At 71.8% G+C, this 24204-nt stretch carries 22 protein-coding genes and 1 tRNA gene; 9 read left to right on the plus strand and 14 right to left on the minus strand.

The window, feature by feature from the left end; all coding sequences use genetic code 11:
* Window positions 1-10: 10 nt before the first annotated feature.
* A complete protein-coding gene (locus ABZ738_RS03640; RefSeq protein WP_176095120.1) occupies window positions 11-670 on the minus strand; it encodes a DedA family protein in 660 nt (219 codons plus the stop codon).
* Between the two features lie 58 nt (window positions 671-728).
* Complete coding sequence (locus ABZ738_RS03645; RefSeq protein ID WP_176095119.1) at window positions 729-1319, minus strand: DUF1349 domain-containing protein; 591 nt, start codon at window positions 1317-1319, stop codon at window positions 729-731.
* Between the two features lie 94 nt (window positions 1320-1413).
* Here ABZ738_RS03645 and ABZ738_RS03650 point away from each other — a divergent pair, with 94 nt between their 5' ends.
* Together ABZ738_RS03650 and fabG are read left to right on the plus strand one after the other, a co-directional pair.
* Window positions 1414-3066: an alpha-amylase family protein gene (locus ABZ738_RS03650; RefSeq protein ID WP_131054010.1), complete on the plus strand. Its 1653-nt coding sequence runs from the start codon at window positions 1414-1416 to the stop codon at window positions 3064-3066.
* Between the two features lie 114 nt (window positions 3067-3180).
* Window positions 3181-3939, plus strand: coding sequence for a 3-oxoacyl-ACP reductase FabG (gene fabG / locus ABZ738_RS03655; RefSeq protein ID WP_357210695.1), 759 nt, complete (start codon window positions 3181-3183; stop codon window positions 3937-3939).
* An 86-nt stretch (window positions 3940-4025) separates the two neighbouring features.
* Here the strand turns inward: fabG and ABZ738_RS03660 are convergent, their stop codons facing one another.
* Together ABZ738_RS03660 and ABZ738_RS03665 are read right to left on the minus strand one after the other, a co-directional pair.
* Entirely contained in the window at window positions 4026-4442 is a 417-nt protein-coding gene (locus ABZ738_RS03660; RefSeq protein WP_357210698.1) for a hypothetical protein, read from the minus strand.
* Window positions 4435-4830 (minus strand): hypothetical protein, encoded by a 396-nt coding sequence (locus ABZ738_RS03665; protein WP_176095118.1) that lies wholly within the window; start codon window positions 4828-4830, stop codon window positions 4435-4437. Before ABZ738_RS03665 ends, ABZ738_RS03660 begins: the two co-directional genes overlap by 8 nt.
* A gap of 149 nt (window positions 4831-4979) precedes the next feature.
* Between ABZ738_RS03665 and ABZ738_RS03670 the strand changes: the two genes are divergently transcribed.
* Complete coding sequence (locus tag ABZ738_RS03670; protein ID WP_131054006.1) at window positions 4980-5882, plus strand: Gfo/Idh/MocA family oxidoreductase; 903 nt, start codon at window positions 4980-4982, stop codon at window positions 5880-5882.
* 80 nt (window positions 5883-5962) lie between these two features.
* Here the strand turns inward: ABZ738_RS03670 and ABZ738_RS03675 are convergent, their stop codons facing one another.
* A complete protein-coding gene (locus ABZ738_RS03675) occupies window positions 5963-6154 on the minus strand; it encodes a DUF2795 domain-containing protein (protein ID WP_131054005.1) in 192 nt (63 codons plus the stop codon).
* Window positions 6155-6228: 74 nt separating this feature from the next.
* On the opposite strand from ABZ738_RS03675, the gene ABZ738_RS03680 reads away from it, so the two are divergent.
* The gene (locus ABZ738_RS03680; protein ID WP_357210702.1) at window positions 6229-7485 is read left to right on the plus strand and encodes an erythromycin esterase family protein; all 1257 of its coding nucleotides are present in this window, start codon (window positions 6229-6231) and stop codon (window positions 7483-7485) included.
* 117 nt (window positions 7486-7602) lie between these two features.
* Here ABZ738_RS03680 and ABZ738_RS03685 read toward each other — a convergent pair whose 3' ends face one another.
* Window positions 7603-9837, minus strand: a complete 2235-nt coding sequence (locus tag ABZ738_RS03685) for an MMPL family transporter (protein WP_131054003.1) — start codon at window positions 9835-9837, stop codon at window positions 7603-7605.
* Window positions 9838-9875: 38 nt separating this feature from the next.
* Entirely contained in the window at window positions 9876-10424 is a 549-nt protein-coding gene (locus ABZ738_RS03690; protein WP_131054002.1) for a TetR/AcrR family transcriptional regulator, read from the minus strand.
* 126 nt (window positions 10425-10550) lie between these two features.
* On the opposite strand from ABZ738_RS03690, the gene ABZ738_RS03695 reads away from it, so the two are divergent.
* Complete coding sequence (locus ABZ738_RS03695; protein ID WP_131054001.1) at window positions 10551-11321, plus strand: isocitrate lyase/phosphoenolpyruvate mutase family protein; 771 nt, start codon at window positions 10551-10553, stop codon at window positions 11319-11321.
* Between the two features lie 155 nt (window positions 11322-11476).
* Window positions 11477-12439 (plus strand): ATP-dependent DNA ligase, encoded by a 963-nt coding sequence (locus ABZ738_RS03700; protein ID WP_357210706.1) that lies wholly within the window; start codon window positions 11477-11479, stop codon window positions 12437-12439.
* A gap of 237 nt (window positions 12440-12676) precedes the next feature.
* On the opposite strand, the gene ABZ738_RS03705 is transcribed toward ABZ738_RS03700, so the two are convergent.
* From ABZ738_RS03705 to ABZ738_RS03735, 7 genes are all read right to left on the minus strand, one after another.
* Window positions 12677-13270 carry a DoxX family membrane protein gene (locus tag ABZ738_RS03705; RefSeq protein WP_131052089.1) on the minus strand — a complete coding sequence of 198 codons (594 nt, stop codon included), beginning with the start codon at window positions 13268-13270 and terminating at the stop codon, window positions 12677-12679.
* A gap of 167 nt (window positions 13271-13437) precedes the next feature.
* Window positions 13438-15792, minus strand: coding sequence for a metallophosphoesterase (locus tag ABZ738_RS03710; protein ID WP_131052090.1), 2355 nt, complete (start codon window positions 15790-15792; stop codon window positions 13438-13440).
* A gap of 20 nt (window positions 15793-15812) precedes the next feature.
* Window positions 15813-16517 carry a hypothetical protein gene (locus ABZ738_RS03715; RefSeq protein ID WP_131052091.1) on the minus strand — a complete coding sequence of 235 codons (705 nt, stop codon included), beginning with the start codon at window positions 16515-16517 and terminating at the stop codon, window positions 15813-15815.
* A gap of 211 nt (window positions 16518-16728) precedes the next feature.
* Window positions 16729-16803 (minus strand) — tRNA-Arg (locus ABZ738_RS03720).
* 266 nt (window positions 16804-17069) lie between these two features.
* Window positions 17070-17762: a winged helix-turn-helix domain-containing protein gene (locus ABZ738_RS03725; RefSeq protein ID WP_131052104.1), complete on the minus strand. Its 693-nt coding sequence runs from the start codon at window positions 17760-17762 to the stop codon at window positions 17070-17072.
* 398 nt (window positions 17763-18160) lie between these two features.
* A complete protein-coding gene (locus tag ABZ738_RS03730) occupies window positions 18161-18790 on the minus strand; it encodes a DUF305 domain-containing protein (RefSeq protein WP_236145623.1) in 630 nt (209 codons plus the stop codon).
* 28 nt (window positions 18791-18818) lie between these two features.
* The gene (locus ABZ738_RS03735; RefSeq protein WP_131052095.1) at window positions 18819-19634 is read right to left on the minus strand and encodes a DUF3105 domain-containing protein; all 816 of its coding nucleotides are present in this window, start codon (window positions 19632-19634) and stop codon (window positions 18819-18821) included.
* Window positions 19635-19735: 101 nt separating this feature from the next.
* Between ABZ738_RS03735 and argS the strand changes: the two genes are divergently transcribed.
* The 3 genes from argS to ABZ738_RS03750 are packed head-to-tail and all read left to right on the plus strand — an operon-like array spanning window position 19736 to window position 24135.
* On the plus strand, window positions 19736-21400 hold the full coding sequence (argS, locus tag ABZ738_RS03740; RefSeq protein ID WP_357210711.1) for an arginine--tRNA ligase: 1665 nt from the start codon (window positions 19736-19738) through the stop codon (window positions 21398-21400).
* Window positions 21401-21403: 3 nt separating this feature from the next.
* Window positions 21404-22816 carry a diaminopimelate decarboxylase gene (gene lysA, locus ABZ738_RS03745; RefSeq protein ID WP_131052097.1) on the plus strand — a complete coding sequence of 471 codons (1413 nt, stop codon included), beginning with the start codon at window positions 21404-21406 and terminating at the stop codon, window positions 22814-22816.
* An 8-nt stretch (window positions 22817-22824) separates the two neighbouring features.
* A complete protein-coding gene (locus ABZ738_RS03750; protein ID WP_201272314.1) occupies window positions 22825-24135 on the plus strand; it encodes a homoserine dehydrogenase in 1311 nt (436 codons plus the stop codon).
* Window positions 24136-24204 lie beyond the last annotated feature (69 nt).

Here is a 24204-nt window from a genome sequence, read left to right on the forward strand (position 1 = left end):
GGGGGTGGGGTCAGCGGGAGACGGGGGTGCGGGGGCGGGCGCGGCGGCGCTTCTTCTTGATCGCCCAGGAGGCGATCATGAAGACGAAGACGGCGATGATGCCGTAGTCGAACCAGGAGCTGTAGCGGTCGATCTCGTGCCACTGCGAGCCGAGCGCGTAGCCGAGCCCGATGAACAGCCCGTTCCAGATGCCGCTGCCCAGCGTGGTCAGCGTGACGAACTCGACCAGCGGCATCCGGTTGGCGCCGGCCGGTACCGACACCAGGCTGCGGACCACCGGTGCCATCCGGCCGAAGAAGACCGCCCACCGGCCGTACCGCTCGAACCAGCGGTCGGCCTTCTCCAGGTCCTCCAGGTCCACCAGCGGCAGCCGGTCGAGCCAGCGTTTGAGCCGTTCCTCGCCGAGCGCGGCGCCGAGCCAGTAGAGCACCAGCGCACCGAGCAGGGAACCGGCGGTGGCCGCGACGGTCACCACGACCACGTTGAAGCGGCCCTCGCCGGCCAGGTATCCCGCCATCGCCAGCACGATCTCGCTGGGGATCGGCGGGATGATGCTCTCCAGGGCGACCAGCAGCGCCACGCCGACCGCACCGCCCGCGTCGATCACACCGGCCACCCAGCCGGTCAGTCCACCGATCTGGCTCGGGTCGACGTCCTGGGCGAGTGCCATCCGGTGCCTCCGCGAGGATCGGCGTAGAGGGAAGGCTCCTACCCGCCCGGAGCCGCTGCTACTCCTCGGGGTGCAGGGCGGCGTCGGCCGGGCCGAGTCGCCAGTCGGTGAAGCGCACGGTCAGCCCGCCCCGGCTGGGAGAGCAGCAGTACGGCCCGGCGGAGGCGACCGCGTCGGGCGCGAGCGGCGCGAGCCGGACCAGCCGCCACTGCTCGCCGGCCACCCGGGCGCGTACGGTCAGCGCGTCGCCGGTGCGGCTGACGCGTACCGTCACCTCGTGGTCGGCCCACTCGGGCACCGGGGCGACCGACCAGTCGGAGAAGTCCCGGGTGACCACGGCACCGACCTGCGGGTGGCCGTCGCTGACCTCCACCCCGGCCTTGACCCAGGTGCGGTCGTCCACCCACACGAGTACGCCGGCCTGGTCGAACTGCTCGGTGTAGTCGAGCGGGAAGTCCACCTCCATCGCGCTGCCCACCGGGAAGGGCGTGAGCAGGGCCGGGGCGTCGTCGTGCACGAATCCGTAGCTGGTGTGCCGCCACAGGTCGCTGCTCGCCCCCGGCTCGACGCTCAGGACGCCGGCCGGCTCCTGGGTCGTCCGCACCGGCTGCCCGTGCCAGGTCCCGCTGGACCAATCGATGCTCCGCATGACGGCACCGTACCGAGCAGCCGCCCCCCGGCGGGGCCCCGCCCGCGACCTCGGCGGGTTTGCCGGGCGAGCCGTACGGAGAAGGTTCCCGGGCATGTCTGACAGGTGGTACTCCGAGGCGGTCGTGTACTGCCTCGACATCGACACGTACGCGGACTCCGACGCCGACGGGGTCGGTGACATCCGGGGTCTGATCGGCCGGCTGGACTACCTGGCCCGGCTGGGCGTGACCTGCCTCTGGCTGCACCCCATCCACCCGTCGCCCAACGGTGACGACGGGTACGACGTGACCGACTTCTACAACGTCGACCCCCGCTTCGGCACCCTCGGCGACTTCGCCGAGCTGCTGCACCAGGCCGGCAACCGGGGCATCCGCGTGATCATCGACCTGGTGGTGAACCACACCTCGGACCAGCACCCCTGGTTCGTCTCCGCCCGGTCGTCGCCGGACTCGCCGTACCGCGACTGGTACGTCTGGTCCGACGAGGAGCCCGCGGACCGGCACCAGGGCATGGTCTTCCCCGGCGAGCAGCACGAGACCTGGACCTACGACCGGACCGCCAAGTCCTGGTACTACCACCGCTTCTACAAGTTCCAGCCGGACCTCAACACCACGAATCCCCAGGTACGCGCCGAGATCAAGAAGATCATGTCGTTCTGGCTCCAGCTCGGGGTGGCCGGGTTCCGGATGGACGCGGTGCCGTTCATCATCGAGCGCACCGAGCCCGGCGACCCGAACCCGGAGCTGGATTTCGAGTTCCTCACCGAGCTGCGCCAGCACGTGCAGTGGCGTCGGGGCGACGCGGTGCTGCTGGCCGAGGCGAACGTCGAGCCGGACCAACTGCCCGCCTTCTTCGGCGACCGCGGTGGCTCGGCGAACCGGGTGCACATGCTCTTCGACTTCATGCTCAACGGGCGGCTGATGCTGGCCATGGCGCGCCAGGACCCGGAGCCGGTGATCGAGGCGCTGCGCGACACCCCGGCCCTGCCCGAGGGCGGCCAGTGGGCCACCTTCCTGCGCAACCACGACGAGATCGACCTGTCCCGGCTCACCGCCGAACAGCGCAACCAGGTGTACGCGCAGTTCGGCCCGGACGAGAACATGCGGATCTACGACCGGGGCATCCGTCGGCGGCTCGCGCCGATGCTCGGCAACGACCGGCGGCGCATCGAGCTGGCGTACTCGCTCCAGTTCTCGTTGCGCGGCACGCCCGTGCTGCGGTACGGCGAGGAGATCGGGATGGGCGAGGACCTGGCGCTGCCGGGGCGGGAGGCGATCCGTACCCCCATGCAGTGGTCCTACGAGCCCAATGCCGGCTTCTCCCGGGCGGAGTCGGAGAAGCTCGTGCGCCCGGTCATCGACAAGGGTGAGTTCGGGTACGAGAAGGTGAACGTCACCCTGCAACGACGGGACCGCAACTCGTTGCTCGGCTGGTTCGAGCGGATGATCCGTACGCTGCGCGAGGCGCCGGAGATCGGCTTCGGCTCGACCACCCACATCGACGTACCCATGCCTGCGGGGGTGTTGGCGCACCGGGCCGACGGGCCGACCGGCACGATGGTCTTCCTGCACAACCTGGGCACCGACGACGCCGAGGTCGACCTGAGCCTGCTGGAGTCGGAGGCGGAGCTGCCGATCGACGTGCTCGCCGACCGCAACTACGACGACGTGGGCAAGCTGGACAAGCTCAAGATCGCCGGCCACGGGTACCGGTGGATCCGGCTCTGTCGATCCTGGTCCGTCTAGCCTCCCCACCGGATTCCCCGACCGTCGCCGGCCGGTCGGGGATCTCGGTGGGCCGGAGGTGGGCGCACGGTGGGTTAGGCTCCTGCCGTCGAGCGAGGTTACCGGGAGGTAGGCATGTCGGAGGGGCAGCGGGTCGCGATCGTGACCGGGGCGGCGCGGGGAATCGGCGCGGCCACCGCCAGGCGGTTGGCCGCCGACGGGCTGGCCGTCGCGGTGGTCGACATCGAGGAGTCGGCGACCGCCGAGACGGTGGAGGCGATCACGTCGTCCGGTGGCCGGGCGCTCGGCGTGGGCGCGGACGTGTCGGACCGGGCGCAGGTGGAGGCCGCCGTCGAACGGGTCGCCACCGAGCTGGGCGCGCCGACCGTGCTGGTCAACAACGCCGGGGTACTGCGGGACAACCTGCTGTTCAAGATGACCGACGCCGACTGGGACACGGTCATGGGCGTACACCTGCGGGGTGCGTTCCTGGTCAGTCAGGCCGCGCAGAAGCACATGGTCGAGGCCAAGTGGGGTCGGATCGTCAACCTCTCCAGCACGTCCGCGCTCGGTAACCGGGGGCAGGCCAACTACGCCGCCGCGAAGGCCGGGATGCAGGGGTTCACCAAGACCCTCGCCATCGAGCTGGGGCCGTTCGGGGTGACCGTCAACGCGGTGGCGCCGGGCTTCATCGTCACCGACATGACCGCCGCCACCGCCGCCCGGATGAAAATCGACTTCGAGGCGATGCAGAAGCACGCCGAGGGGGAGATCCCGGTCCGTCGGGTCGGGCGGCCCGAGGACGTCGCGCACACCATCTCGTTCCTGGCCAGCGAGGGCGCGTCCTTCGTCTCCGGTCAGGTGGTCTACGTCGCGGGCGGGCCGCGTGACTGACCCGCTCCTGTTGGTGGTGGGTGGTGAGTGTTGGGTGTTAGCAGGGGACCCTTCCTATACACGAGGCGTTAGTAGGGGGCCCTTCCTTACATCCGGGGGCGGGTGGACCAGAGCCAGACCAGGCCGAGGACCGGCAGCACCAGCGGGATGTAGCCGTACCCGCTGCCGAAACCGGACCAGACCGTCTCGTCCGGGAACAGGTCGGGGCGGGCCAGGCTGAACGCGCCCACCCCGACCACGCCGACCAACTCCACGAGGCAGCAGGCCAGGGCCACCCGACGACCGGTGTGCCCGGCCCGGGCCAGCCCCACCGCCGCCACGATGTAGACCAGTGCGGCCAACGCCGAGAGCAGGTACGCCAGCGGCGCCTCGTCGAACCGGGTGATGATCTGGAGGCCGGCGCGGCTGGTGGCGGCGATCGCGAAGAGCAGGTACACCGCGATCAGCAGACGGCCGGGGCCGGCGTTGGTCCGGGCCGTCCCGGCGGTCCGCGCCTCAGCCACCGAGCACCTCCCAGGTCTGCTGGAGCCGCACCACGACCACCGGCGTCACCAGGCAGACCGCGCAGACGATCGCCGAACCCCAGCGGGTCGGCTCCATCCGGGCCAGCACCGCAGCCAGCGGCGGCAGGCAGACCAGCGTCACCAGGTAGCCGAAGAACGCGCCCGGCTCGCCGGGCTGCTCGCCACCGGCGAGGGCCACCCCGGCCAGCACCGCCAGCCCGAGCAACGCCAACTCCAGCACGGCCAGGCCGATCATCTGTACCCGGTCCGGCGCGCGGTGGCGCAGCGTGGCCACCAGCGCCCACACGGCGACCAGCAGCGACAGCACGATGGCGACGGTCGCCGGGACGCCGTCGACCGGGGACCCGGCGACGGGCGCGGCGGTCACCGGGTCCGTCCGGTGCTCGTTCCGATCACCGGCCCACTCTACTAACCCCCGTAGTACAGGCGGCGGGGCGCCGGGCCGGACCGACCGGGGACTAGCGTGGACCCGCTGCGGGTACGCGGCAGCCAGGCGAGACGGCGGAGGTACCGGTAATGCGGTTCGGGTTGTTCGGCACCGGCCACTGGGCGGCACAGACGCACGCGGCGGCGCTCGACGCGCACCCGAGGGCGGAACTGGTCGGCGTCTGGGGACGCAACCCGGATCGGGCCGCCGCGCTCGCCACCCGGTACGGCGTACCGGCCTTCGCCGAGGTCGAGGCGCTGATCGAGGCGTGCGAGGCGGTCGCCGTGGCGCTGCCCCCGGACGTACAGGCCGACATCGCCGTCCGGGCCGCCACCGCCGGGCGTCACCTGCTGCTGGACAAGCCGCTGGCGTTGACCGTCGCCGACGCCGACCGGGTGGTCGAGGCCGCCACCACCTCGGGCGTGGCCTCGGTGGTCTTCTTCACCGGCCGGTACCAACCGGAGGTCGCCGGTTTCCTCACGGCCGTCGCGGCGGCCGGCGGCTGGCACACCGCCAACGTGGTCCGCTTCGCGTCGGTCTTCCAGCCCAGCAGCCCGTACGCCCAGTCGCCCTGGCGACGGGAACGCGGCGCGCTCTGGGACATCGGCCCGCACGCGCTGGCCGTCCTGCTGCCGGTGCTGGGCCGGGTACGGCGGGTGGCGGCCGTCGACGGCCCCGGTGACCTGGTGCACCTGCTGCTCACCCACGACGGCGGGGCCACCAGCACGGTGTCGCTGACGCTGGACGCCCCGCCCGAGGCGGTGGCGGCGGAGTTCACCCTCTACGGCGACAACGGCGTCGAGCGGCTGCCGAACCCGAGCGCTTCCTCCGCGACCGCCCTCGGCGTGGCCATCGACCAACTGCTGGCTGAGGTGGACGGCGGCACCCGGGACCACCGCTGCGACGTCCGCTTCGGCCGTGAGGTGGTCGCCGTCCTGGCCGCCGCCGAGACCGCCCGGACCCGCTCCGCCACCGTCGACCTGCCCGCCTGACCCGCGTCCCGTGCTGACGTCGGCTCAGGTCGCCGCGCAGCGCACGCTGACGCCGGTCAGGTCACCACGGTGACGTCTGCTCAGGTCGCCGCGCGTAGGGCCTCGCCGAGGTCGGCCGGGGAGCCGAAGTGCGCCACCGGCAGCGCCCGGACCGCCTCCAACTGCTCGGTGCTGGCGCCGTTCTCCTGGCACCAGCGGATCAGGTCCTCGCGGGAGACGGGAAAGTCCAGCCCCGCGATCTGCTCCGGCAGGAGGGCGCCACTGTCGGTCATGCTGACGGCCTACCCGCCCGAGGCGCCCGGCACACCCCCGGGTTTGCTGCCGGGGGTGCCGGGTAGCCGCAGGCATGCTGGTACAGCGGCTCGGCGCACCGAGCGACCTCGACCCGTTGCTGGAGCGAGTCCGGGACGTCCGGGTGGTGATGATCGGCGAGGCCACGCACGGTAGCCACGACTACTACCGCATCCGGGAACAGCTCACCCGGCGGTTGATCGCCGAGTGCGGGTTCAGCTTCGTCGCGGTGGAGGGGGACTGGCCGGACTGCGACCGGGTGAACCGGTCGGTGACCGCTGCGTCGGGTGGGGCGACAGAGCCGCAGACCGCGCTGGAACGCTTCGAACGCTGGCCGACGTGGATGTGGTCCAACGCCGAGGTGGCCCGGTTCTGCCGCTGGCTTCGAGCCTGGAACCTGGAACGGCCCGAGACGTCCCGGGCCGGGTTCCACGGGCTGGACGTGTACAGCCTCTGGGAGTCCATGCAGGCGATCTTCGACTACCTCGGCGAGGAGGACCCGGCGTCGCTGGAGGCCGCCCAGGACGCCTACCGGTGCTTCGAGCCGTACGGCAAGCAGGTCGAGGAGTACGGGTTGGCCAGCCGCTTCGTCTCCGCCCGCTGCGAGGAGGAGGTGGTGCGGCTGCTGGCGCGTACCCGCGAACACGCCGCCACGGACGGGCCGGGCGCCTTCTCGGCCTGGCAGAACGCGGAGGTGGTGGCCGGCGCGGAGCGGTACTACCGGGAGATGGTGGCCGGCGGGCCGGGGTCGTGGAACATCCGGGACGGCCACATGGCCGACACCCTGGACCGGTTGCTGGACCGCTACGGGCCGGGTGCCCGGGGCGTGGTCTGGGCGCACAACACGCACGTCGGCGACGCACGGGCCACCGACATGACCGACGACGGGATGCTCACCATCGGCCAGTTGGCCCGGGAGCGGTACGGACCGGACGGGGTGGCCCTGATCGGCTTCGGCAGCTATCACGGCACGGTGACGGCGGCACCGCGCTGGGGGTCCCCGGCGGAGGCGATGGTGGTGCCGCCGGCCCGCCCCGGCTCGCTGGAGCACCGGCTGCACGAGCTGATGCCGGACCGGGCGGTGCTGGTCTTCGGCGGCCCGGACCAGCCCGGCTGGGTCACCGACACGCTCGACCACCGGGCGATCGGCGTGGTCTACGACCCGTCGTTCGAGTCGTGGGGCAATTACGTGCCGACCCGGCTGGGGGACCGGTACGACGCCTTCGTCTGGTGTGACGAGACCACCGCCCTGCATCCGCTGCCCGCGCTGACCACACCGGGCGAGATGGAGACCTATCCAGCGGGCGTCTGAACGCGCGCTCGCGCTGCGGTGCGGTGCGGGGTGCGGGCGCTCGGGGTGCTGATGTTAGGAAGGGTCCCCTGCTATGCACGAGGCGTTAGCAGGGGACCCTTCCTTTCACGCATGCCGTCAGGTGTTGGCGTGCGCCTTGTCGTCGAGCTTGGCGCGCAGCTTCTCGCCCTCGATGTCGACGTTGGGCAGGATCCGGTCCAGCCAACGCGGCAGCCACCAGGCCACCTTGCCGAGCAGCGACATCACCGCCGGGACGATGGTCATCCGGACCACGAAGGCGTCGATGGCCACACCGACCGCCAGCGCGAAGCCCATCGACTTGATGACCGGGTCGTCGAGGAAGACGAAGCCGCCGAAGACCGACGTCATGATCAGCGCGGCGGCGGTGACCACCCGGGCACCGTGCCCCATCCCGTTGATGGTGGCCTGCTGGGCGGTGTCACCGTGGACGAAGTCCTCCCGCATCCGGGAGACCAGGAAGACCTCGTAGTCCATGGCCAGGCCGAACAGGATGCCGATGAGCAGGATCGGCAGGAAGCTGATCAGCGGGCCCGGGGTGTCCAGGCCGAGCAGGCCCGCCAGGTGCCCCTGCTGGAACACCGCCACCGTGAGACCGAAGGTGGCCGCCACGGTGAGCAGGAAGCCCAGCGCCGCCTTGACCGGCACCAGCACCGACCGGAACACCAGCATCAGCAGCAGGATCGACAGGCCGACCACCAGGCCCAGATAGACCGGCATCGCGTCGGAGAGCTTCTCCGAGATGTCGATGCCGATCGCGGTCACGCCGGTCAGCAGCACGTCGGCGCCCTGGACGCCGTCGACCGCCGTACGGATGTCGTGCACCATCGTCTCGGTGGCCGGGTCGGTCGGGCCGGTCAGCGGGATCACCCCGAGCAGCGCGGTTCGGCCGTCCGGGCTGAGCTGCGGCGGAGCCACCGCCAGCACGTTCTCGGTGTTCTGCACCAGGTTCGCCACCTGCGGCACAGCAGCGGCGGTGGCCTGCGCGTCGTCGCCGGCCACGACCACCGCGAGACGGCCGGTGAAGCCCGGTCCGAAGCCCTCGGTGATCAGGTCGTTGGCGACCCGGGGAGCCGAACCGGCCGGCGCGGTGCCGGCGTCGGGCAGGGCCAGACGCATGTCCGGCGCGGGCAGCGCGAGCAGGCCGAGACCGATCACGCCGGCCAGGATCACCGGGATCCGGAAGCGGGTGAGGAATGCCGCCCAGCGGAACCCGAACGTCGACCGGTCCTCGCCGGTGACGGCGGCCACGTCGGTGCCCGCACCGCTCTCGGTCGGCTCCGGCGTGCTCTGGTCGCCGTCGGCGGCCTGCGGTGCGGCCGTACGCAGCTTGCGGGGCAGCACCCGGCGGCCGGCGAAGCCGAGCAGGGCCGGTTGCAGGGTGATCGCCACCAGCACGGCTACGGTCACCGTGCCGGCCGCGGCCAGACCCATCACGGTCAGGAACGGGATGTTCACCACCGACAGGCCGGCGAGGGCGATGACCACGGTGGCCCCGGCGAAGACCACCGCCGATCCGGCGGTGCCGACCGCTCGACCGATCGCCTCGTCGGCGGGCAGTCCTTCGAGGAGGTTCTGCCGGTAGCGGGAGGTGATGAACAGTGAGTAGTCGATGCCGACGGCGAGGCCGAGCATCAGCGCGAGGATCGGCGCGGTGCTGGTCAGCTCCACCACGCTGCTGAGCGCGAAGAGACCGGCCATGCCGACGCCGACACCGATCAGCGCGTTGAGCATGGTCATCCCGGCCGCCACCAGCGAACCGAAGGTGATCACCAGAACGACCAGGGCGACCGCGACACCGATCGCCTCGGTCGAGCCCACCTCGGGCTCGGCGTTCAGCACCTCACCGCCGGGCGCGACCTGCCAGCCCTGGCCTTCGGCCTGGGTGCCGACCTGCTCGTACGCCTCGCGCTGCTCGTCGGTGATCGCGTCGGAGCCACCGCCGAACTGCACCTGGATCAGGGCGTACCGGCCGTCCGGCGACACGGCGCCGACCTGGAACGGATCGACGGCGGCGAGGACGCCGGGAACCGCCGTGGCCTCCTGGGTGATCGACTGGACCACCGCCTGGCCTTCGGGTGTGCCGAGTTGTCCCTCCGTGGGCGCCTTGACGGCGATCGTGCCGGTGGCACCGGATGCGGCCGGGAACTGCTCGGCGAGCAGGTCGAGAGCGCGCTGCGACTCGGTCCCGGGCATGGTGAAGTTGCTGGCCGTCGGGCCGCGCAGGGTCGCTGCGGCCAGGCCGAGCCCGACGAGTACGACGAGCCAGATCGCGGCCACGAGCCGCCGTCGGCGCATCGAACCCCGGCCAAGCCGGTAGAGCAGGGTCGCCATGAGGTCCTTTCCCTCGGTTCAGTGAATGGTGGAACGGGTCAGTGAACGGGCTCCAGCGCCCGTCGCAGCAGGGCGAGCAGGGCGGCCCGCAGGTCCTCGTCGGACACCTCGGCGAACTGTCCGCAGGTCTCCGCGATGCCGGCGAGGAGCACCAGCGCGCAGATCCGGGCCGAGTCCCGGGACGAGCGTCCGGCCAGGGCGGCGATGAGCCGCTCGGAGATCTCGTGGATGTGCGCGAAGTCGGGTTGTTGCAGCAGCTCGGGGAACTCGCCGCGGAGCAGGGCGATCTCGCCACGGAACCGGACGGCGAGGTCGACGAAACCCTCGGTGGCGACCTGCTGGGCGCGGGCGGGGTCGGCCTGCGCCGCGATCCGGTCGTCCAGCGCCTGCAACACCTCGACGGCGGGCGCCATCAGTTCGGTGAGGATCGCCTCCTTGTTGGCGAAGTGGTAGAGCACCGCCGCCTTGGAGCAGCCGACCTCGCGCGCGATGTCCTGCAACGAGGTGCCCCGGTAGCCGGTGGCGGCGAACCGCCGGGTGGCGGCGGCCAGGATCTCGTCGTGGGTCTGCTGGGTCGGGCGGGCCATGGCAGCCAGCATGCCTGACCGATCGGTCAGAGGCTGACCGATCGGTCAGATCAGTGGTCTTCGCCACAACCACCCGGGTGTGATTGGCTCTCGGGCTCCCGCCCGTCCGATGCCCAGAATCGCGCTATGACCTCTACCGCGATCGATCGGGCGGCGGCACTGCGCGCGCTGCATCGTCCCGGTGAACCACTCGTCCTGCCCAACGCCTGGGACGCCGGCTCGGCTCGGGCCGTGGCCGACGCCGAATTCCCCGCTGTCGCCACCGGCAGCGCCGCCGTCGCGGAGTCGCTCGGCTACGCCGACGGCGAGCGCACCCCACCGGCCGAGATGTTCGCGGCGGTGGCCAGGATCGCCCGTGCGGTGACCGTGCCGGTCACCGCCGACCTGGAGCGGGGGTACGGCCTGCCTCCGGCGGAACTGGTCGAGCGCCTGCTCGACGCTGGCGCGGTCGGGCTCAACCTGGAGGACTCCGAGCCGGCCGGCGGCGCGATGGTGGACACCGAGAAGCAGGCCGACCTGCTGGCCGAGATCCGGGCGGCGGCCGGATCTGCCGGCGTACCGGTGGTGCTGAACGCCCGGGTGGACGTCTTCCTCCAGCAGGCCGGCGACCCGGCCCGGCGACTCGCCGAGGCGATCCGCCGGGCCCGCCGCTACCTGGCGGCCGGTGCGGACTGCGTCTATCCGATCGTGCTCGCCGACGCCGCCGACCTGCGGACGTTCGTGGCGGAGGTGCCCGGACCGGTGAACGTGCTGGCCCGCCCGGCGGCACCGACGCTCGCCGAACTCGCCTCGCTCGGCGTGGCCCGGATCAGCTACGGCTCCGCTGTGTACGCGGCGATCCGTGCGCACACCGCCCGACTGCTCGCCACGGTCGCCGCCGGCGAACGACTGGCCTGAGCGGGTGAGCTGGGCGGAGCCGGGTGCCCCGTCCCGCGGGTGAGTCGAGCCGACCGTCCGCGCCCCAGTGCGCCAGTGCGCCTTTCGAGCTGAGTGCGTAGGCGGATCGGCGCGTTCCGGTTGACCGCGTGTCGCGGCGGCGGGATGGTGGGCGGATGAGTCGGGGGGACGAGACCAGGGACGGCGTGGCGCTGACCAACCTCGATCAGGCGCTCTTCGACGGGTCCGGCGCGATCAAACGGGACCTGGTCGACTACCTGGACGCGGTCGCCGACCGGCTCGTCCCGCACCTGCGCGGACGGCCGCTGTCAGTGGTCCGGGTACGCCCCGGGCAGCCGCCGTTCATGCAGAAGAACCTGCCCCGCTACACCCCCGACTGGGTACGCCGGACGCCGGTCTGGGCCGAGGCGTCCCACCGCGAGATCGCGTACGCGCTCTGCGACGATCGCCGTACCCTGCTCTGGTTCGCCAACCAGCGCGCGGTGGAGTACCACCCGACGCTGGCGGTGGTCGACGACCTGAGCCGTCCCACGCACCTGGTGCTCGACCTCGACCCACCCTCCGACGGCGGCTTCGGCGCCGGGGTGGCCGCCGCCCTGCTGGTCCGCCAGGCCCTCGCCGACGCCGGGCTGACCGGTGCGGTGAAGACCAGCGGCGCCAAGGGGGTACACGTCTTCGTGCCGATCGCGGCCGGTCCGGACGCCGAGGAACTGGCCGCCGCCACCCGGGCCCTCGCGGCCCGTGCGGAACGGCTCGATCCGGCGCTGGCCACCACCGCGTTCATCCGGGAGGACCGGGCCGGCAAGGTCTTCGTGGACCCGACCCGGTCCGGCGGAGCCACCGTCGTGTCCGTCTACAGCCCCCGGCTGCGGCCCGGTGTGCCGGTCTCCTTCCCGGTGCCCTGGGCCGACCTGGAGTCGGTGGCCCCGGCGGAGTTCACCATCCGGACGGTGCCCGGCCTGCTCGCGGACGGTGACCCGTGGGCCGAGGCGATGCCGTCCCCGCAGCCGCTCCCGGCCGACCTGGTCGAGGAGGGGCGGACCATCCCGGTACCCCGGGTGCAGGCCATGCACGAGGGCCGGCGCCGGGCCCGCGCCCGGCGCGCCGAGGGCGGCTGAGGACGGGGTGATGGGCCGGCGCGCCGAGGGCGGCAGCAGAGGACCGACGCGTCGAGGAACCCGTTCCGGAGAGTCGGGCTGAGGTCCGGTCTGCCCGGTGCGGTGCGGTGCGGGTCCGGTCCGCCTGGTGCTGTGCCGGGTCCGGTCCGCCGGAAGACGGTGCGGGTTCGTCGACAGGTGCCGACACGACGCCGGGCCGGACCCTGGAGGCGGTCCGGCCCGGCGTCGGTCGGGGCGTCAGATCATCCAGCGGTGCCGCTGCACGAAGGGCAGGCGGGCCCAGATCCGCCCCAGACCCCAGGTGTGTCCGGCGTACGCGGCGGCGAGGGCGATCAGCGCCACCGCGTAGATCAGGTGGTAGTCGACCAGCGGGTTGGTCGAGCCGGTCGGGTCGCCAGCGGCGGTGAACCGGGCAAGCGGGAACTCGGCCAGCCACATCAGCGCCATCATCACGGTGCCCGAGGCGGCGGCGACGCGCAGCCCGACACCGGCCACCAGGGCGACGCCGATGGCGGCCAGACCGACCATGAACAGCACGTTGGCCCACCAGGTGCCGGCGATCGTGTGGGAGATCGACTGCAACGGGCCCACCTCCACGTTGGCGAGGAAGCCCCGGGTGGGGGAGCCACCGTTGATCCAGGCCCGCTCGGCCGGGGTGGCGTACCCGAAGCCGAAGGTCTTGTCGAGGAAGGCCCAGAGGAAGATCAGGCCGGTGGCGACCCGCAGCACGGCCAGCGCCCGCGCGGCGGTGACGGTGAGCATGGCGCCGGGCATCTCGGCGTGCTCCAGCGGCCGTTCGATCGATCGTCGGGTGCCGTGGTGGATGGTCATCGTCGCCTCCGCAGTCAGCTTCTTACGGGATCACCATCCCCCGCGCCGGGGCTCCGGCACCCGGGCCGGAACACCTGAGCCGGGCAGGACCAAGGTCCCGTCCCCGACAGGCCCCTCGGCGACCGGCACGTGCGCGGACCCGGCCCTCGCGGAGGCACCGGGCGAGGTCAGCCCTTGATGGTCCAGCGCTGCTTGGTGACCCATTCGGCGCCCGGTGCCACGGCCAGCTCGCGCCACTCGATGACCAGGAAGTCGGCACCCGGCACCCGGACCGGCTGGGCCAGTTCCAGGACGGCGAAGTGGTTCGGTTGGTTGTGCTCCAGTTCGTGCTGGCTGACTCCGGTGCTGCCACAGCCGGAGACGATCAGCGGGCGGGGCGTCACGCTGGAGTCGTTCTGCGGGATCCGCACCAGCGTCTCGCGCAGTTGCGGCTTGTGCTTGTGCCCGTGCAGCAGCAGCGAGAAGCCGAGCCGCTCCAGGCGCTGCTCCACCAGCCCGGCGTCGCGGACGGTGGACAGGTCGAGCACGACCGCGTCACCCCGTCGCGGCTCCAGCGGTTCGGGGAAGGGGTGCAGGTGGTGGTGCATGACCGCGACCCGTACGTTCTCCGGCGGCTCCTGCTCCAGCAGGTCCTTGACGATGTCGAGCTGACGCTTGCCGATGTAGCCGTAGTGGTTCTGGTCGTCCTCGAAGATGCAGGAGTTCAACCCGACGACGGTCATCGTCCGGTCGGTACGCCGATAGACGATCTCCCTCGCCTCCGGCCGGGTGCCCGAGGTCCGCAGGTCCCACTCGATGCGGGGATAGACCTCGTGGAACAGTTCCTCGCCATAGAACTGGTGCGCGAAGGTGAGGTAGTTGTCGAAGCGGTTGGCCCGGTTCGACTTGGTCTGGAGCCAGTCGATGTCGTGGTTGCCGGGGACCAGCACCACCTGGCTGCGGTCCATCCCGGTGTTCTCGCACAGCTCCGTGAGGAACTGCCGGACCAGGTCGAACTCGTCCTGCCGACCGGTGTAGGTGGAGTCGCCGGAGACCACCAGGACGGCGTCCGAGGCGGCGCAGCCCGACCGCTTGAGGGCGCCGTGGAACTCCCGGGTCAGCTCGACGCTGAGCCGGTCGGAGTTCTCGGTGTCGGCGAACCGGTGCACGTCGATGCGGCTGCCGTCCTCGGTGATCGATCCGAAGTGGACGTCGGAGATGTGGAAGATCATCCGACGAGGGAAGTCCGGATCGGTCGCCGGTGCGCCCCGCTCCTCCACGGTCGTGGACGCCGGGTCCCTGGCCCCGTCGACGAGCCAGCGCGCGAAACCGTCCGCGTCGCGCAGCGGCAGGCCGTTGGCGTGCAGCATGAGAATCTGGTCGGCGGTCGACTCCAGGTGCAGCCGTTCCGCGCCGTACCGGACCGCCGCCCGGCCGAAGCGGCGGGCCGCCTCCACGTCGCCCAGCACGAAGTGTGCCTCGGCCCGGACCAGGTTCGCCCAGGAGTCGGTCTCCTGCCCGGGGCGGGAGTCGATCTCGTCGAGCAACTGCCGGTACCGGGCGAGCGCCGGTTCGGGGTTGCCGGGATCGGCGATGGCCAGCATGCCGGCGCAGGCCACCGCGAGGTACAACGAGGTGGGGGAGAGGGTGGCACCCTGCTGGTAGAGGCGCAGCGCCTCGGCGTACCGGCCCTGACGTTTCAGTGCGCCGCCGAGCATGCCGAGCGTCTCCGGGTCCGAGGGGTTCAGCTCGTACGCCCGGTTCAGCGCCACCTCGGCCGCGTCGAGCCGGGTCAGCTTGCGCAGGTAGAAGCCGCGCTGCCGGTGCACCTCCCAGTCGCCGTCAGCCTCAGGGAAGGCGGCGTCGAGGACCTGCACCGCGCTGGCGTAGTCGCCCTCGGCGGCCAACCGGTTGCTCAACGACAGCAACGCCCCGGTCGGCAGGTCACCCGACTGCCGCGCCCAGTGCCAGACCGCGAGCAACTGCTCGATGTTGCGGCTCCGCTCGATCTTGTGGTGCAGTTCCTGCTCGAAGGCGACCCGGTCGGTACGCGGATGGAAGTTCAACCCGAGGTCGCTCAACGCGTCCCGGACCGGATTGTGGACGTGCGGGCTGTCCGAGATGAGCGCCTCGCGGTACGCGAACCGGAACCGTGGATCCTGGTCGAACTGTGGGCTGTAGAAGAGCACCCGCTGGCTTTTCAGATCGAACGGCAACTCGGTGCCGTGCACCGCGACGAGAATCGTCTTGCCCGGCGAGATGGCCTGCCGCACGCCCAACTCGTAGTAGACGCTGCCGTTGGGCGAGCTGATGTCGGCGACCACCACGTCGGCGGCCTGGAGGTGCCGGAACGCCTGGTTGACGATGGTGCCCGGCTCGGTGATCTCGTCGGCGCGGAACACCGACCACCCGGCGTCCTGAGCCACCGGGCGCAGGATCCCGTGATAGAAGCGGTCGAAGTCGTGCATCAGGCCGGAGGGCAGCCGCTTCAGACCGAACGGCATGATGACGAAGAGTTTCTTGGCGCCCGAGATGTTCGACATCCACGTTCCGATCGTGCTGGTCAGGTGTGGCTCTCGAAAAGGCCCTTGCCGTTGACCCGGACCAGGGTCGCCAACTCGCTGAAATCAGCGTATTCGTAGACCCGGATTCGGGGTATGTCCGGATGATTGGAGTTGGCCGCTCCCCGGAGGAGGAACGGCAGCACCGCGGACGTGTGTCTGAAATAGATGGACGGTGTGCGCAGGGCGATCGCCACCCCGGCCTCGACCAGCGCGCTCGACGGATTCGACACGGGCAGCACCAGCAGGAAGTGTCGACTGTGGGTCAGCGCCCGCAACTCGTCCCGGAACCCCAGGTCGACGGCGGGGAAGTCGGCGATCTCGGGACGGTCCCGTCCGGCGTAGTAGCAGCTCAGCCCGGCGCGCTGCTCGATCTCCCGGATCAGCGTCATGATCTGTCGGCGGTGGGCCGGGTACTCCGACTTTGGCAGGGAGGCCATCGGCGTCGAGACGAAGACGTCGAACTCCGGTCCGTCACCGGCCAGGGATCGTCGGCGTACGGTGGCGACCACCGCGACCGTCGCGCCGGTAACGGCCACCCCGGCGAGGAACGACACCACCGCGACCGCGACCGCTCCGCCCTGCCCGGCGAGCAACGGCACCGCGCCCTGCACGACCGCCACCGCCACCGTGGCCGAGGCCGCGATCGCCGCACCACCGTAGGACGCCTTCTCGGTGGCCGAGATCCGCGACCACCGTACGTTCACCCGGGGCACCGGCAGCCCTTCCGCAGAGTGGCGAGGTGCTCACAGCATAGTGTCGGCACGCATCCCCGTACTGACCGCCGATCGGGGGTCGTCACGGCCCGGAAGGGCGATCCGACCTTGGTCGGTGCGTGTCCGGTGCTGCCCGCTGGGCGCGAAAAAGGCCGCTGACCGGGAATTTCTGGTCAACGGCCTTGCTCGTGCTGGTCTGCTCTGGTGCCCCCGGCAGGATTCGAACCTGCGCCCCCGCCTCCGGAGGGCGGTGCTCTATCCCCTGAGCTACGGGGGCTCAGCGACTGGAGAAGACTAGCAAACCCGCCCCCCGATCGCCGAACCGGCACCCCGACCCACCCCGCGCCCGCCTCGCGCCCCACCCTGCGCCCCACCCCGCGCCCTCACCCCGCCTAACCCCGGTGATCATGGAGTTGTGGCGACCTTTTAACCCTTCATGTGGGCTTTTGCGGGTGCCACAACTCCATGATCGACGTCAGGCTGGTGGGCGGACGAGGACGGGATGGGACGGGGCGGGGCGGGGCGGGGACGGGGTGGGGTGGGTCAGGCGGCTTGGGCTCGGCCGCAGCTCGGGAGGGGGTGCGGCACGATGCGTCGGGGGAGGCGGCGGGGCCACTCGTTGCGGGCCCAGGAGCCGTCCACGATCAGGTGCACGGTGCGCTGCTCGGTGCCGCTGAGGCGGAGCACGAAGTCCCGGGGTAGTGCCGGATCCACCGACGGCGTGGTGACCATGAACCGCACCCGGCCGCGCGAGGAGACCGCCGAGATCACGTCGGCTGCCGGCATGGTGCCCCGGAGGCGTACCCGGCCGAGCCAGTAGACCTCGGCGAGGTGCTCCTGGGCGGCCCGGGTGATGGCCGGGTACTCGCCGCGTACCCACCGCTCGACCGCGCCGACGCAGAGCCCGCAGGCGCGCTCGCGCGGCTCGCGGGGGCCCAGCCCCCAGGCCCGCAGGTACGCCCCGACGACCCCGGCGTCCAGGGTCAGCCCGAAGTGCTGCTCGATCAGGGTGTGCAGACTCTGGCGAGTCCAGAGTTCCTCGTCCAGCCCGAACTCGTCGGGGTGGACGCCCCGCAGGGTGTCGATGAGTTCCAGCTCCTGCTCGCGGCTGAGCGCTCCCGACTCGCTCTGCCGCTGTCCGCGACGGACGGCTGCCACCGTCCCGTCACCGCCGATGGTGTGGCGTCGGCACCAGCTGGTGACCGAACGCCGTGCGTCTCTGAGTGCAACCCCCACGTCCTGCGCAACGAGCCCGAATCCCAACTGGTCACGATATGTGGGGAGAAAGGTTGTCAAGCTCAGTAAATAGCTCAGATGTGTCAAATCGGATGATAGTGGATGTGGATCATCTAGGGCGGTCGGGCGGTCGGCGGGACGGCAGGTCCGGTTGACGCCGGAGCGGCCCGACGCGACGTGGTGGCGGTGCGCGTCGGGCCACTCCCGGTAGCTCGTTCCGGTCAGACGGAGAAGTGCCCGGCGGACGTCGGCTGCGGGTGGTGCCGAGGAGACCGGGACCACCGTGGGACCTACGGGTCGCCGGCTGACCTGCGGACGGGCGAGGGGCCCGGCCGGTGTTCCGGCGGGGCCCCTCTCCGGTCGTACACGTGTCGCGGCGGTCGCGGACCGTCCCGGTCTCAGCCGGCGGCCTGCTGGAGTTTCCGGAGCTCGTTGATCTCCTTCTGCTGCGCCTGCTTCATGGCCTCGGCCATCCGGACCACCTCGGCCCGGTCGGACGTCTTGAGAAGCCCGTCGACCATGTGGATCCCGCCGAGGTGGTGCTTGATGATCAGGTCGATGAAGAGACGGTCGACCTCGGCACCCTGGGCCTCGTGGAGCTGGGTGATCTGCTCCCGGGTGGCCATGCCGGGCATCAGCCCGTTCGCGTCCACCCGTACGCCGTCCGGCATCCACTCCATCGCCGGCCGGGTGCCGGTGGGCAGCAGGTCCCACTCCTGCAACCAGCGCTGCATGTGCCCGATCTGCGCCTGCTGGGTGAGGGCCATGTCGTACCCCATCTGCCGGATCGCCGGATCCTGCCCCTTGGCGTACGCGAGCATGGCCATCTCGACCGCCTGCGCGTGGTGCCGGGACATGTCCCGGGCGAAGCCGGCCTCGGCCGACTCCTCACCCGGCGTCCGCCCGGCGGCCAGCGTGGCAGCCGTCCACCCGACGGCGAGCAGCATCAGCGCGGTCACGGCCAGCGTCAGGTACCGCAGGGTCCGGGAGGCCGGGCGGGGTGCTGCCCCGCCCGTCTGCTCGGTCACCGGTGGGTCCTGCACGGCGGTGGGCATGTCAGCCGCCCTGCGTGGGCTGCATCTCGCGCGGCTCGGTGCCGGTGCCGGTGGTGTAGTTGCCGGAGGAGCAGGGCACGCCCGGCTCCATCGAGGCGTTCTGTGCCAGCACGGTGGCGAACTCCTTCAGCCGGGAGTCGCCGGCGTCGTCGACCTTGAGCTGGTAGCCCCACGCCTGGATCGAGACGGGCTTGTCGAGGCCCTCGTAGGGGCTCATCAGCATGAAGTCGTTGCCGCGGATGATGTCGGCGAGCTTCGCCACGTCCGCCTCGGGCAGGTCGGGGCGGTAGGTGATCCAGACCGCGCCGTGCTCCAGGCTGTGCAGCGCGTGCTCGTTGGCGATCGGCGCGGTGTAGACGTCACCCTGGCAGCGCTGCCACGTGTTGTTGTGCGGGCCGCCGACCGGCGGGCTGTGCGGGTACTCGATCTTGCCGGCCCGGTGCTCCTGGTTGGCGATGCTCTCCGGGTCGCTCTCCCGGAAGTTGACGACGCCGTCGATCGCCGCAGCCTTGTCCTGCCACGACTGGCTGCCCTTGAAGGTCGCCCAGGCGCCGAAGCCGATGATCGAGGTGGCGAGCACGCCCACGGCGACGAAGAGGGCGATCGGCCCCCAGGAGCGCCCCTGGCTGACCTTCACCGGGGTGATCGGCTTGCGGGGACCCTTGCCACCGCCGGAGCGGGGGGTCGCCGGCTTGCCGGACCCGGTCTTGTCGCCGGTCGGCTTGTCGCCGGCGGCCGGCCGACCAGCCGCCGGCTTCTTACCGGTGCTGACCACGGTCGGGCGGCGCTGCGGGCCGCCCGGGGTGCTGATGCTCATCGTGCCTCGTCAGGTCGGTCGGTCAGAGGAGTCCGGCGGCCCAGCCCCCGATGCCGGGTCGCCGCCGCGGGGACCGAGTCTACCCCCGATAACATGGTTCGGTGACTCCCGCTGAACTCGCCGAAGCCGTCCTGGCCGCCGCTCACGCCGTCTTCACCGACCGGGGGCTGGACCGCTCCGCGCTGCCGGAGCACACGACGGTCGAGCGGCCCCGCAACCCCGAGCACGGCGACTACGCCTCCACGCTGGCGCTCCAGCTCAGCAAGAAGGTGGGCGTACCGCCCCGCGAGCTGGCCACCGGGCTCGCCGCCGCGCTGGGCAGCACGGCGGGGGTCAAGTCGGTGGAGATCGCCGGCCCCGGCTTCCTCAACATCCGGCTGGACGCCGCCGCCGCCGGCCAGCTCGCCCGGAGCATCGTCGAGGCGGGCGAGGAGTACGGCCGTGGCGACCGGCTCGCCGGCCTGAAGGTCAACCTGGAGTTCGTCTCGGCCAACCCGACCGGACCGGTGCACATCGGCGGCGTGCGGTGGGCGGCGGTCGGCGACGCGCTGAGCCGCCTGCTGCGGGCCGCCGGTGCCGAGGTCGGTACGGAGTACTACTTCAACGACGCCGGTTCCCAGATCGACCGGTTCGCCCGCTCGCTGCTCGCCGCGGCCCGGGGCGAGGCGGCGCCGGAGGACGGCTACGGCGGGGCGTACATCGCGGAGATCGCCGCCGAGGTCACCACCCGGCGGCCGGAGGTGCTGTCGCTCGACGAGACCGCCGCCCAGGAGGTTTTCCGGGTGGAGGGCGTCGCGCTGATGTTCGAGGAGATCAAGTCCTCGCTGCGCGACTTCGGGGTGGAGTTCGACACCTACTTCAACGAGAAGGACCTGCACGACCGGGGTGAGCTGGAGCACGCCCTGACCCGGCTGCGCGAGCAGGGGCACGTCTTCGACGCCGACGGCGCGACCTGGCTGCGCACCACCGACTTCGGTGACGACAAGGACCGGGTGCTGCGCAAGTCCAACGGCGAGTGGACGTACTTCGCCGCCGACTGCGCCTACTACCTGGACAAGCGGGAGCGCGGCTTCGACCGGGTCGTGATCATGCTGGGCGCGGACCACCACGGCTACATCGGCCGGATGAAGGCGATGGCCGCCTGCTTCGGCGACGAGCCGGAGCAGACCCTGGAGATCCTCATCGGCCAGCTTGTCAACCTGGTGCGCGACGGCGCCCCGGTACGGATGAGCAAGCGCGCCGGCACCGTGATCACCCTGGAGGACCTGGTCGACGCCATCGGGGTGGACGCCTCCCGGTACGCGCTGGCCCGCTACTCCAGCGACTCGCCCATCGACATCGACATCGAGTTGTGGACCCGGGCCACCCGCGACAACCCGGTCTACTACGTGCAGTACGTGGCGGCCCGGACGGCCAACGTCGCGCGCAACGCCGCCGAGGTCGGGCTGACCCGGGGCGACACCGGCTCGTTCCGGCCCGAGCTGCTCGACCACGACAAGGAGAACGAGCTGCTCAAGGCGCTCGCCGAGTTCCCCGCCGTGGTGGCCGCCGCCGCCGAGCTGCGCGAGCCGCACCGGGTGGCCCGCTACCTGGAGGACCTGGCCGGGGCGTACCACCGGTTCTATGACAACTGCCGGGTCCTGCCCCGGGGCGACGAGGAGATCACCGACCTGCACCGGGCCCGGCTCTGGCTGAACGACGCCACCCGGGTGGTCATCGCCAACGGCCTGCGCCTGCTCGGCGTCTCGGCCCCCGAGAGGATGTGACCGATGCGCGCTCACGAGGCCGGTGCGCTGCACGGTGACATCGGCAACCGGGGGCCGTCGTGGCTGCGTGCCCCGGCCGACGTCAACGCCCTGGTGCCGCGCCTGTGGCCGCGCACGACCCGGCGCGGCGACGACGGCGCGCTGGTCGTCGCCGGCCTGGACGTCCGCGACCTGGCCGCCCGGTTCGGCACCCCGGTGTACGTGCTGGACGAGGAGGACCTGCGGTCGCGCTGCCGCGACTTCCGGGACGCCTTTCCGGACGAGGACGTCTACTACGCGGGCAAGGCGTTCCTCTGCCGGGCGGTGGTCCGGATGATCGCCGAGGAGGGCCTCTTCCTCGACGTGTGCAGCGGCGGGGAGCTGGCCGTGGCGCTGGCCGGCGGGATGGATCCGGCGCGGATCGGTTTCCACGGCAACAACAAGTCCGTGGCCGAGCTGACCCGGGCGTTGGACGCCGGGGTGGGCCGGATCATCGTCGACTCGTCCGCCGAGATCGACCGGCTCACCGCGCTGGCCCGCGAGCGGGGCGTCCGGCCCCGGGTGATGATCCGGGTCACCGTCGGCGTGGAGGCGCACACCCACGAGTTCATCGCCACCGCGCACGAGGACCAGAAGTTCGGCTTCTCGCTGGCCGGGGGCGCGGCGAGCGCGGCGGCGCTGCGCATCCTCGACGAGGACGTGCTGGAACTGCGCGGCCTGCACTCGCACATCGGCTCGCAGATCTTCGACACCAGCGGCTTCGAGGTCTCCGCCCGCCGGGTGCTCGCGCTCCAGGCGCAGATCCGTGACGCCCGTGGTGTCGAGCTGCCGGAGCTGGACCTCGGCGGCGGCTTCGGCATCGCGTACACCACCCAGGACGCCCCCTCGACCCCGCACGAGCTGGCCAAGCGGCTGCGCCGGATCGTCGACGCGGAGTGCGCGGCGGAGCGGCTGGCCGTGCCGCGCGTCTCGATCGAGCCGGGTCGGGCGATCGTCGGCCCGGCCGTGTTCACCCTCTACGAGGTGGGCACCGTGAAGTCCGTGCTGGTCGGCGCCGGTGGTGACGCGGCCGACGGGCACCGTGCCTACGTCAGCGTCGACGGGGGGATGAGCGACAACATCCGGACCGCGCTCTACGACGCCGCGTACTCGGCGACGCTGGCCTCCCGGGCGACCTCCGCCGGGTCGATGCTCGCCCGCGTGGTGGGAAAGCATTGTGAGTCCGGGGACATCCTGGTGAAGGATGAATTCCTGCCCGCCGACGTGCAGCCCGGAGATCTTGTCGCGGTGCCGGGCACCGGTGCCTACTGCCGCAGCATGGCCAGCAACTACAACCACGTGCCCCGCCCCCCGGTGGTCGCGGTGCGGAACGGCCAGGCCCGGCTGATCGTTCGACGGGAGACCGAAGAGGACCTGCTCGCCTTGGATGTGGGATGAATCAACCTGTGCGCCTGGCCCTGCTCGGCTGCGGCACCGTCGGCGCCGAGGTGGTGCGGCTGCTGCACGTGCAGTCCGCCGACCTCGCTGCCCGGATCGGTGCTCCGCTGGAGATCGCCGGCATCGCGGTACGCCGGCTCGGGCGTGACCGTGGTGACCTGCCGGTCGATCCGGCCCTGTTCACCACCGACGCGCTCGGGCTGATCAAGCGCGACGACGTGGACGTGGTCGTGGAGGTGGTCGGCGGCATCGAACCGGCGCGTGGCTGGCTGGTCGAGGCGCTGCGGGCCGGCAAGAGCGTGGTCACCGCCAACAAGGCGCTGCTCGCCGAGGACGGCGGCACGCTGCACGACGCGGCGGCCGAGGGCGACGCGGACCTCTACTACGAGGCCTCGGTGGCCGGGGCGATCCCGCTGCTGCGCCCGCTGCGCGAGTCGCTGCACGGTGACCGGATCACCCGGGTCACCGGCATCGTCAACGGCACCACCAACTTCATCCTCTCCGCCATGCACGCCACCGGCGCCGGCTTCGCCGAGGCGCTGGAGGAGGCCACCGAGCTGGGGTACGCGGAGGCCGACCCGACCGCCGACGTGGAGGGCTTCGACGCGGCGGCCAAGGCGGCGATCCTCGCCTCGCTGGCCTTCCACACCCGGGTCGGTGCCGACGACGTGCACCGTGAGGGCATCACCGAGGTGACCGCCGCCGACGTGGCCAGCGCGAAGGCGATGGGGTGCACGATCAAGCTGCTCTGCATCGCCGCGCGCGGTGCCGACGGGCAGGGCCGCGAGACGGTCAGCGTCCGGGTCCATCCGGCGATGATCCCGCTGAGCCACCCGCTGGCCGGCGTCGGCGACGCGTTCAACGCGGTCTTCGTCGAGGCCGACGCGGCCGGGCAGTTGATGTTCTACGGCCGGGGCGCGGGAGGGTCGCCGACCGCCAGCGCGGTGCTGGGCGACGTGGTCGCGGTGGCCCGCAACCGGCTGGCCGGGGTCCGGGCGGCCAGCGAGTCCGCCTATGCCGACCTGCCGGTACGCCCGATGGGCGAGGCGCTCACCCGCTACCACATCAGTCTCGACGTGGCCGACCGTCCGGGTGTGCTGGAGGCGGTGGCCGGGGTGTTCGCCCGCCACGACGTCTCGATCGCCACCGTGCGGCAGGGGCCGGCCGGCGGCGGTACCGGGGGAGCGGGCGAGGCGATCCTGGTCATCGTGACCCACGTGGCGCCGGACGCGGCGCTCGCGGCGACCGTCGGCGAACTGCGCGGGCTCGATATCGTCCGTTCGGTGGCGAGCGTGCTGCGGGTCGAGGGGGGCTCGTGAGCGGGCGGACCGGATGGGTGCGGCTCCCGGCCGGTGGTGACCGGTGACGGGTACGAGAGGCGAGGAGAG

This window comes from Micromonospora sp. NPDC047793, from assembly GCF_040642635.1.
GTDB lineage: Bacteria > Actinomycetota > Actinomycetes > Mycobacteriales > Micromonosporaceae > Micromonospora.